Genomic DNA, 9626 nt, shown 5'->3' with positions numbered 1-9626 from the left:
CCGGCCAGGCTCTGGTCGAGCATCCGCACGTCGCCAAGATCGGTTTCACCGGCTCCACCGCCGCCGGGCGGATCATCGCCCAGTCGTGCGGTGCTCTGCTCAAGCCGGTCACCCTCGAACTGGGCGGGAAGTCGGCCGCCATCGTGCTGGACGACGCCGACCTGGCGCAGGTCGCACCCAGCCTGGGATTCCTCAGCTTCGCCAACACCGGCCAGTCCTGCTACCTCAACTCACGTATCCTCGCCCCCCGTTCACGCCACGACGAGGTGCTCGCGATGATGCGGCAGCTCGCCGAGTCGTTCGTGCTCGGCGATCCAGCCGACGAGCGGACCACGATGGGCCCGCTGGTCACCAGCCGTCAGCGGGAACGCGTGGAGGGCCATGTCTCCGCCGCGCTGCGGGACGGCGCCCGGCTGGTGACCGGCGGCGGCCGACCGGGGCACCTGGAGCGGGGCTGGTTCTTCGAGCCGACGGTCTTCGCCGACGTCGACCCCGCGTCCCGGCTGGCCCGCGAGGAGGTCTTCGGACCGGTCGTCGCGGTCCTCCCGTACGACTCCGAGGAGGAGGCCGTACGACTCGCCAACGACTCCGACTTCGGGCTGGCGGGCTCCGTCTGGACCGCCGACCAGGAACGCGGCCTCGCGGTGTCCCGCCGGGTCGAGACCGGCACCATCGGCGTGAACGGCTGGCTCCCCGAACACACCGCGCCCTTCGGCGGCCGGAAGACCAGCGGCCTGGGCCACGAACTCGGTCCGGAGGGCCTCAACGCCTACGTCGCCCTCAAGTCCATCAACCTCGCCGGTTGAGCCGACGGGACGGGTCCGATGGACCCCCACCCCGCCCACGAGACCGCCGGGCGGCCCGGGGGTCCATCCAGTCAGAGAGAAGGCACCACCATGAAGGTTCGAGCCGCCGTCCTGCGGGACGGCTCACAGCCCTACCGGATCGAGGAGTTGGAGCTGCCCACTCCCGGCCCCGACGAGGTGCTCGTACGGATGGCGGGGGTCGGGATCTGCCACACCGACGGCATGCCCCGCTCCCCGGAGATGGCCGGGCTGCTGCCCATCGTCCCCGGCCACGAGGGGTCCGGTGTCGTGGAGGCGGTGGGCTCCGGGGTCGGCGGCATCGAGCCCGGCGATCACGTGCTGCTGTCGTTCGACTCCTGCGGTCGCTGCCGTCGCTGCCGGGCGGGTAGCCCCGCCTACTGCGCCGAATTCATGTCCCGCAACCTCACCGGCCGCAAACCCGACGGATCGCCCGGCGCCGAGGACTCCGACGGCGAACCCGTGGCGGCCCGCTGGTTCGGCCAGTCGTCCTTCGCCACTCACGCCATCGCCACCTCACGCAACGTCGTCGTGGTCGACCGCGAACTGCCGCTGGAACTCCTGGGCCCCCTCGGCTGCGGCCTGCAGACCGGCGCCGGCGCGGTCCTCAACTCCCTGCGGGTGCGCCCTGGTGAGAGCATCGCTGTCACCGGGGCCGGGGCCGTCGGTCTCGCCGCCGTCATGGCGGCGAAGGCCGTCGGAGCCACCACCATCGTCGCGGTCGACCTGCATGCCTCCCGCCTCGACCTCGCCAGGGAACTGGGCGCCACCCACACGGTGCGCGGCGACGCGCACGACGTGGCGGAGCAGATCCGTGCCGCCACCGGCGGAGCCGGCGTCGACTACGCCTTCGACACCACCGGAGTCCCCGCGGTCATCGCGAGCGCGATCGCGGCCCTCACCCTGCACGGCACCGCGGGCCTGGTCGGCATGAGCAGCGGAGACCTGGTGATTCCCGCACACGTGCTCCATACGATCCCGACCCTCACCTGGATCCTCGAGGGGGACTCGGTGCCGCAGGTGCTCATTCCCCAGCTCATCGAACTCTGGCAGCAGGGACGCTTCCCGTTCGACAAGCTGATCCGCACCTTCCCCTTCGCCGAGATCAGCGAGGCGGAGGCGGCAGCGCACAGCGGTGCGGTCGTCAAACCCGTCCTGACCTTCACCTGACGACCGGCCCGTGCTCACCAGGTCCGCACCGCGATCGTGGCCGCCGAGCCGCGGCACTCCGGGACGGTCATCGGCGCCGACAACACGCTCGCCCACGGGTCTGGCCGACCTCACGGTGTGGGAGCAACGGCGGGGGCCAACGCGGACACCGCGCCGGCCCCCGCCGTCAGGCAGTAGTTGTCAGACAGCGGGCTTCAGCGCAGCAGCCTGCGCTGCGGCCGTCTTGCCCTTGCGGATGGCGTCCTCGTGGGCCTTGGCCTTGGACGCCTCGGCCAGCGGGATCAGTTCGGCCATCGCCGGGTTGCGGTGCGCCGAAGTGAGCTCGGGCACGATGAAGTCGACCTTCATGCCGAGCATCTGGCCGAGGAGCCCTTCCAACAGGTTCTGCACGTGCTCGAAGCCCTCGCGCGGGGTGCCGGGGGCATAGGAACCGCCGCGACTGGCGACGACGTGCACCGGGGTGCCCTTGACCGGGGAGTCCTCGACACCCGCGGTGCGGCCCACGACCACCACCTGGTCCAGCCATGCCTTGAGCGTGGAGGGCACCGTGAAGTTGTACATCGGGGCGCCGATGAGCACCACGTCCGCCTGCTCCAGCTCCTCGATCAGCTTCAGACGCTGGGCGAAAGCCGCGGCCTGCTCCGGGGTGTGCTCGGCGGGGTCGGTGAAACCGGCGGACGCGGAGAGGGCGTCCAGGTGCGGCACCGGGTCGGAGCTGAGGTCGCGGTAGACCACGGTGCCGTCGGGGTGCTGTTCCTCCCACGCCTGGCGGAAGGCCGCCGTGACCGAGCGGGAGGCGGAGGCGGACTCGGGCCACAGGGACGAGTCCAGGTGCAGCAGTGTTGCCATGGGGATCTCCAGAGAGGGTGAGAAAGCACGGGATGGGAGACATCCGTTCCGTACGCCACTACTAATACCACAGGTGCTTACTTTTTCTCAGCTCCGAGGGGAGTCATAGTAAAGTGGCCCCATGAGAGAGTCTGGGACAGAGTCCTGCAAGACGGTCGACACCGCCATCACGCGCGTGTTCGCCCTGCTCGGAAAGCGCTGGACCGGACCGATCGTCGCGGTGCTGATGGCGCGGCCGGTGCACTTCGCCGACCTCTGCCGCGCCATCCCCGGCATCAGCGAACGCATGCTCTCGGACCGGCTCACCGAACTGGGAGCCGCGGGACTCGTCGTACGCGAGGTCGACGAAGGCCCACCACTACGGGTGTCGTACCGGCTCACGGAGGCCGGTATGGCCCTCGAGCCCGCCCTACGGGAACTCGCCCGGTGGTCGCATACGCACCTGCCCGACGCGGTGGGCGGCGGCGCGCCCTGCACCGCCTGAACTCAGCCGGAGAGCGGCCATATCGTGAGGATCCACTGAGCCTGCCCCACCGACCCGTCGAGGTTGCGCAGGACCGTGCCGACGAGTCCCCTCGAACCAAACGGACCGTGGTGTCCAGCCCCGTCCAGCGAGGCCGTTGGGGATGCGGTTGGCGGTGTCGACCAGGGCGAGGTACGAGGCGAGCCGGCGGCTCGGGCTCCCCAGCGACAAGGCCCAGCCCGGTGGAGACCCGGCCCGACCCAGACCGTCGTGCAACCCGGTCGGGGAGGCGCGACGGTGGCGGACGCCCAAGGGTGCAATGTGCATGTACCCACCGGGTCACCGATCCATCATGCCCCACGGGGCAAGCCCGTCGGTGCCGATGAGCCGTTCGGGCAGCGCGCGCTCGGACACCCGATCCGGCGACGGCCGACACCACCCCGCCAGTACCAGAGCGACGCCGGCGGGATACAGCTCGCCCGGGCCCCGCCGGGCGTCAAGGACGCGAGGAAAACCACTCTCCCGCACCCGCACCACGATCCCGATCCCTGTGCGCTGAACGCGGAGCGAACCCGGTGGACCAGGACGCCCAAGAGCGTTCGGAGCGCCCTGCTGAGCAGGTGCTACTCATGCCCAGTCCGCAGAAAACGGGGCCGGTATCGAGGAACCCGGGTCGAACCCGGGTTCCTCGATACCGAGCCGCACGGTCAGACCGAAGACGATCTCCCCGTCAGAGCCTGTCGAGCGCGGCGCGGGGCCGCGCGACCGGCGTCCCGGGCCCACGATGTCGCCTGACCGCGACTGACGCCATTGCATCCCAGCACACCGCTCACGCACGGGACTCATCATGTTCCCCCCACCTGCCGTGACGCACAGCCCATTGGGCCGCAAGCCCCGGTGCCCGGCGAACGACGCAAGCAGCCGTCACTCCGGGCGCGGCCCTTCACCGGGCGGCGGGAGGAAGTCAGCCCTGCGCCAGCACGGTGAGGGCGTCCTGGTGCGTGGGCCGCCAGCCGAGCTCGCGGCGGGCACGCTCGCCGCTGAACTGCTGGTCCAACACGAGCGCGTCAGCCAGGAGGCCGAGCATCCCTCGGGCCTCGTCGAGCGTCAGATGGTGCACGTTCCCCGCGCAGCCGGCAGCGCTGCTGGCCGCGTTGGCGATGTCCTTGAACGCCACGTTCTGGCCTCCGGCACCGGCGTACACCGACCCCGCCGGGGCACCCAGCGCCAGGACGTACAGCTCCGCCAGATCCTCGACGTGCACCAGGGCCCAGCGGTTGTCCCCGTCCCCGATGCACGGGACAACTCCGTTGGCGCGCCCCTGGTTGACCAGCAGGAGCTGCGGTACGCCTCCGGCGCGGCCGTAGACGATGCCCGGCATCACCACGACCGGGTGACCGCCGCTTTCGGCACGGGCCAGGACGCGCTTCTCGTTCTCGATACGCCAGGCCGTGATCTGCGGCGGAGCGAAGGGGGCGTCCTCGCCCACCACACCGTCGGTGTTGCCGTAGATCCAGGCTCCACCGGTGTGCACATAGGGGCCGCTGCCCACACCGTCCTGCATCGCCGCAGCCGCGGCCCGGTCGATGTCCCCGGTGTCCTCGCTCTGGTTCTGGCCCAGGTGAATGACCCCGTCCGCCTGGGAAGCAGCTTCACGCAGTACGTCGGTGTCGGTGAGCGAGCCCCGAACGGGGGTGGCGCCCAACTCGGAAACCGTCCGCGCCGACTCGTCACTGCGGGCCAGCGCGGCCACCTCATGGCCCTGCCGACGCAGCACCTCGATCGTGGCGCGGCCGATGTAACCGGACCCTCCCGTGATGAAAACCTTCAACGTGTTCACCTGTTCCTGAGTGGTGTAATTGACTACTACCAAGAACGGTACAGAGGGCAGCTCGGACGATCCATGAGAGATAATCCGAGTTACATGCTCGATCGTCCAGTACGGGCCCTGTGCTCGGCCGCCCAGCCCCAGGGCCCGGCTCAGGTCGCTTCACCAGCGGACCAGGATCGCCGAGGACCGCCGCGGTAAGCCAGGTCAAGGCTCGCCCCCCGATCCCGGACCGCCGGCACGCCTCTATTGACGCACCCGCACAGTCTTCCTATCGTCAGAACGAACAGTCGTTCCCAGCGTGCGCCAAGGTGACACCCATGACCCGCCACATCAAAGTCCCGCCCATGGAGGGAGATCAGCGCTCGACGCCGTCACTCTCGGACGCGAGGTGCCGGAGCAAACGTTCCGGCCCCCGGAACACCCAGTGGCCGCAGCGAAGTTCCAGGACAAGAGTTGTGCGGGAGCCGCAGCTCCGGTGCCAGCCGGAGGAAGTCGCGGCACCGAGAGGAGAACACCGTGGCGGAAGTCCTGGGCCTCGGCCTGACGCATTACCCCATGCTGGCGGGCGCCGATACGCACATGGCGAACCTACTGAAGGGAACCCTGCGCGACCCAGACATCCCGGAGCAGGAGAAGGACCCGGGCGGCTGGCCCGCGATCATGCGTCAGGAGTGGGGTGACGACCAGGGAACAAGGGCCGCCGCCGAGCACCGCCGGGAGCTGCGATCCGGACTGGACCGGGTACGGGAGGAACTGGACGCCTTCAACCCGGACGTGCTCGTGGTATGGGGTGACGATCAGTACGAGAATTTCCGCGAGGAAATCATTCCGTCGTTCTGCGTGCTGGCCTACGACGATACCGAGGTGGAGCCGTTCGGCGTCCTGAACAAGCTCAAGGTGCCCAATGTCTGGGGGCTGCCCGACGAGACAACTTTCACGATGCAGGGATCTCCTGTTTTCGCCAGGAAGATCGTGTCCGATTTGATAGCTTCGGGCATAGACGTCGCTTACTCTTACGAGCAGCGTAAAGGGATCAATTTCCCGCACGCTTTCGGGAACACCCAGGTCTTTCTCGATTACGAGAACGTGGGCAAGAAGTTTCCCTATCCGATGGTGCCCATCTCGGTGAACTGCTACGGCGAGCATGTCATCGCCCGCAAGGGCGGTATGGCGCGCTTCGCCGAGATCACCAAGGGCGAGCAGCTGGATCCGCCGGGCCCGACACCGCGGCGTTGCTTTCAACTGGGCCAGGCCGTGGGGCGGGCGATCCGCGAGAGCGACAAGCGGGTCGCGCTGGTGGCGTCGTCCAGCTGGTCGCATGCCTTCCTCAACGACAAAGCGTGGCATCTGCGTCCGGACACCGAGGCCGACCGCAGGCTTTACGACGCGATGGTGGCCGGCGACTACGCCGCCTGGACCGCCGTGACCACCAAGGAAGTCGTCGCCGCCGGCCAGCACGAGATGCTCAACTGGTTCTGCCTGCTGGGGGCCGTCCAGGAGCTGGGGCTCGATCTGTCCTGGAGCACCTTCGTGGAGACCGGGATCTTCAACTCCAACAAGTGCTTCGCCGTCTTCCAGGAGTCGGCCTCGTCGTGACGGTCGCGCGGCGCCCTCGGGGTGCCGGGCTCAGTGCACGGGAGAGCGGAACCACTCACCTGTGCACTGGGCGGACAGGGACCGGGAGACTCGCGCCGCGGTCTCGCGCAGCAGGCTGTGGAAGACCTCACCGCTGCCCGCCGAGGCCGGGAAGGCCACCGAGACCGCGGCGACCGTCTGGCCGCCGGCGCTGACCGGAACCGCCGCGCAAGCCAGGCCGGCAGCCGCCTCGCCCCGCTCCACGCCAATGCCCGCCGCGCGAATCCCGGTCAGCTGCGAACGCAGCCGCAACGGATCGGTGATGGTGCGAGCGGTCCTCGTCTCCAACTTCGCGCGCAGCCGCCTGTCTGATTCCTCCTCGTCCTGCGCTGCCAGCAGCACTTTGCCGACCGCCGTGCAGTGAGCGGGATTGCGTCCCCCGACGAGCGACGGTGACGGGGTGGAGGCGGGATGCCGCAGCTTCTCCAGGTACACCACCTCGGTACCACGCAGTACGGCGAGGTGGACCGTCTGCCGGGAGCGGGTGTGCAGCTCTTCGAGGTGCGGCATGGCGATGTCGCGCAGGGCACTCTCAGGCGTGTACGAGCCCAGGGCGAACAGCGACATACCGATCCGGTAGCCGTCACCGTGGCGCTCGACCGCCTCGATTTCCATCAGCCTGGCGATCACGCGGTGCACCGTTGATTTGGGGACGCCGCTCGCCCGGGATATCTCGCTGAGTGTCATCAACCGCCGATGATGACTGAAAGCGCCGAGGATGTGGCGAGCCGTCCACAGTATCGATGACGTTTCGGTGGGGTCCGCCGTTTCGGCTGCCTGGTGCTGGATCATTCGCCACCCCTGCTTTTCGCCATTGAGGTTTAAGCCTAAAAAACCACTGGACGACTGTCAATGGGCACGTTGCCGGAACATTACGGACGGTTTTCCGAGGTCTGCCGCAGAAACTGTTCCGGCGCCCGGAACACGGACCGGCGCTCGGCCGCCCGGCCTCCTAACGTCGGACAAGAACCGCCGCACATGGCGGTCGCAACAAGAAAGGTGGAGCCGAGTATGGCGTCAGCCAGTTCGGCCGGCAGGGCGGTGGCCGCGATCGTCGGCCCCGGCAATATCGGCACGGACCTCCTGGTCAAGCTGCAGCGCTCACAGGCCGTCGAGGTCGCCTACATGGTGGGCGTGGATCCCGCGTCCGAGGGTCTGGCCAAGGCGAGGGCCCGAGGCGTGGAGGCGTCCGCGGAGGGCGTGGACTGGCTGCTTCGGCAGTCACCGCTGCCTGACCTCGTCTTCGAGGCGACCAGCGCCAGAGCGCACCAGTCGAACGCGCCACGCTTCGCCGAGGCCGGCATCACGGCCGTCGACCTGACCCCCGCCATGGTCGGGCCGTTGGTCTGCCCCGTGGTCAATCTGCGCGACCAGTTGACGGCCACCAATGTCAACATGATCACCTGCGGCGGACAGGCGACGGTCCCCATCGTCTCGGCGGTTTCGAGCGTGGTGCCCGTGCCGTACGCGGAGATCGTGGCGTCGATCGCCTCACGGTCCGCCGGACCTGGCACCCCGGCCAACATCGACGAGTTCACCGAGACCACGGCGTTGGCACTCGAACAGGTCGGAGGTGCGAGGCGCGGCAAGGCCGTCATCGTCCTCAATCCGGTGGATCCTCCCATGATCATGCGGGACACGGTCTTCTGCGCGATCCCGCCCGACGCCGACCGGGACTCGATCAGCGAGTCCGTCCACCGGATGGTCGCCGAGGTACGGAAGTACGTCCCCGGCTACACCCTGCGGGCCGACCCCCAGTACGACGACCCGCGCGAGGAGTGGGAGGGCAACGCCCGGGTCGCGGTCTTCCTGGAGGTGCGGGGCAACGGCGACTATCTGCCGCCCTACGCCGGCAACCTCGACATCATGACGGCCGCCGCCGCCCGGGTCGGCGAACTGATGGCAACCGAGAGGGCGGTGGCCGCGTGAACCGGCCGGAGCAGGACACGAATCTGCGGCAGGAAGGTCGGACGGAACGTCAGGATCCAGCTCCGCTGCGCATCACGGACTCCACGCTGCGCGACGGGTCGCACGCGATGGGACACCGGTTCACCGAGGAACAGGTACGTACGACCGTCTCCGCACTGGACACGGCCGGGGTGCAGGTGATCGAGGTGAGCCATGGCGACGGGCTCGGCGGCTCGTCATTCAACTACGGCTTCTCGCGCACCGATGAGATCAAACTGATCAACGCTGCCGTGGACGAGGCGGTACGGGCGCAGATCGCGGTCCTGCTGCTGCCCGGGGTGGGCACGATCGAGGACCTCAAGCACGCGCACGGCGTCGGTGCGTCGGTGGCCCGGAACGCCACCCACTGCACCGAGGCGGATGTCTCGGTCCAGCACTTCGGGGCGGCCCGTGACCTGGGCATGGAGACCGTGGGTTTCCTGATGCCCCCGCACCGCGTCGGCCCGGCCGCCCCCGCCGAGCAGGCCCGGATCATGGTGGACGCCGGCGCGCAGTGCGTTTACGTCGTCGCCTCGGCCGGCGCCCGGGGGCTGGGTGAGGCCCAGGACCGTATCTCCGCGCTGGTGGCCGAGATCGGCTCGGAGGCGGAGGTCGGCTTCCACGGCCATCAGAACCTGTCTCTGGGGGTCGCCAATTCCGTACTCGCCTACCAGAACGGCGCCCGCCAGGTGGACGGCGCGCTGTGCGCTCTCGGTGCGGGAGCGGGCAACTCTCCCACCGAGGTACTGGCGGCGGCCTCCGACCGGCTCGGCGTGGACACCGGCGTGGACCCGCAGCGCGCGGCAGCGGCGGCCCAGGAAGTCCTACGGCCCTACATCCCACGGCTGTCCTGGATGGGCCGCGCGTCGCTCACCCAGGGGTACGCCGGGGTGTACTCCAGCCTCCT

The 9626-nt window shown here is 69.2% G+C and carries 9 protein-coding genes; 6 read left to right on the top strand and 3 right to left on the bottom strand.

Going from position 1 to position 9626, the window contains the following annotated elements; all coding sequences use genetic code 11:
• Both KVT44_RS54945 and KVT44_RS54940 read left to right on the top strand, forming a co-directional pair.
• Positions 1–806, top strand: an 806-nt coding sequence (locus KVT44_RS54945; RefSeq protein WP_217576688.1) for an aldehyde dehydrogenase family protein, incomplete at its 5' end; no start/stop codon positions are given.
• A gap of 90 nt (positions 807–896) precedes the next feature.
• Positions 897–1994 (top strand): NAD(P)-dependent alcohol dehydrogenase, encoded by a 1098-nt coding sequence (locus KVT44_RS54940; protein ID WP_217576686.1) that lies wholly within the window; start codon positions 897–899, stop codon positions 1992–1994.
• A gap of 180 nt (positions 1995–2174) precedes the next feature.
• On the opposite strand, the gene KVT44_RS54935 is transcribed toward KVT44_RS54940, so the two are convergent.
• Positions 2175–2843, bottom strand: coding sequence for an FMN-dependent NADH-azoreductase (locus KVT44_RS54935; RefSeq protein ID WP_217576684.1), 669 nt, complete (start codon positions 2841–2843; stop codon positions 2175–2177).
• Between the two features lie 121 nt (positions 2844–2964).
• Here KVT44_RS54935 and KVT44_RS54930 point away from each other — a divergent pair, with 121 nt between their 5' ends.
• Positions 2965–3327 carry a helix-turn-helix domain-containing protein gene (locus tag KVT44_RS54930; protein WP_217576682.1) on the top strand — a complete coding sequence of 121 codons (363 nt, stop codon included), beginning with the start codon at positions 2965–2967 and terminating at the stop codon, positions 3325–3327.
• Between the two features lie 943 nt (positions 3328–4270).
• Here the strand turns inward: KVT44_RS54930 and KVT44_RS54925 are convergent.
• Positions 4271–5146, bottom strand: a complete 876-nt coding sequence (locus tag KVT44_RS54925) for an NAD-dependent epimerase/dehydratase family protein (RefSeq protein WP_308314423.1) — start codon at positions 5144–5146, stop codon at positions 4271–4273.
• A 507-nt stretch (positions 5147–5653) separates the two neighbouring features.
• Here KVT44_RS54925 and KVT44_RS60940 point away from each other — a divergent pair.
• Positions 5654–6733, top strand: coding sequence for an extradiol ring-cleavage dioxygenase (locus tag KVT44_RS60940; RefSeq protein WP_308314422.1), 1080 nt, complete (start codon positions 5654–5656; stop codon positions 6731–6733).
• A 30-nt stretch (positions 6734–6763) separates the two neighbouring features.
• Here the strand turns inward: KVT44_RS60940 and KVT44_RS54915 are convergent, their stop codons facing one another.
• Entirely contained in the window at positions 6764–7564 is an 801-nt protein-coding gene (locus KVT44_RS54915; protein ID WP_217576678.1) for an IclR family transcriptional regulator, read from the bottom strand.
• A gap of 219 nt (positions 7565–7783) precedes the next feature.
• Here KVT44_RS54915 and KVT44_RS54910 point away from each other — a divergent pair, with 219 nt between their 5' ends.
• Both KVT44_RS54910 and dmpG read left to right on the top strand, forming a co-directional pair.
• Positions 7784–8701 carry an acetaldehyde dehydrogenase (acetylating) gene (locus KVT44_RS54910; RefSeq protein WP_217576676.1) on the top strand — a complete coding sequence of 306 codons (918 nt, stop codon included), beginning with the start codon at positions 7784–7786 and terminating at the stop codon, positions 8699–8701.
• Positions 8698–9626, top strand: a 929-nt coding sequence (dmpG, locus tag KVT44_RS54905) for a 4-hydroxy-2-oxovalerate aldolase (protein WP_308314421.1), incomplete at its 3' end; no start/stop codon positions are given. The genes KVT44_RS54910 and dmpG, both read left to right, overlap by 4 nt.

The sequence above is a fragment of the Streptomyces sp. GbtcB7 genome (assembly GCF_019091445.1).
Taxonomy (GTDB): Bacteria; Actinomycetota; Actinomycetes; order Streptomycetales; family Streptomycetaceae; genus Streptomyces; species Streptomyces mirabilis.
The sequence above is the reverse complement of the archived record's forward strand: the minus strand, read 5'-3'. Positions and strand labels throughout refer to the sequence as shown.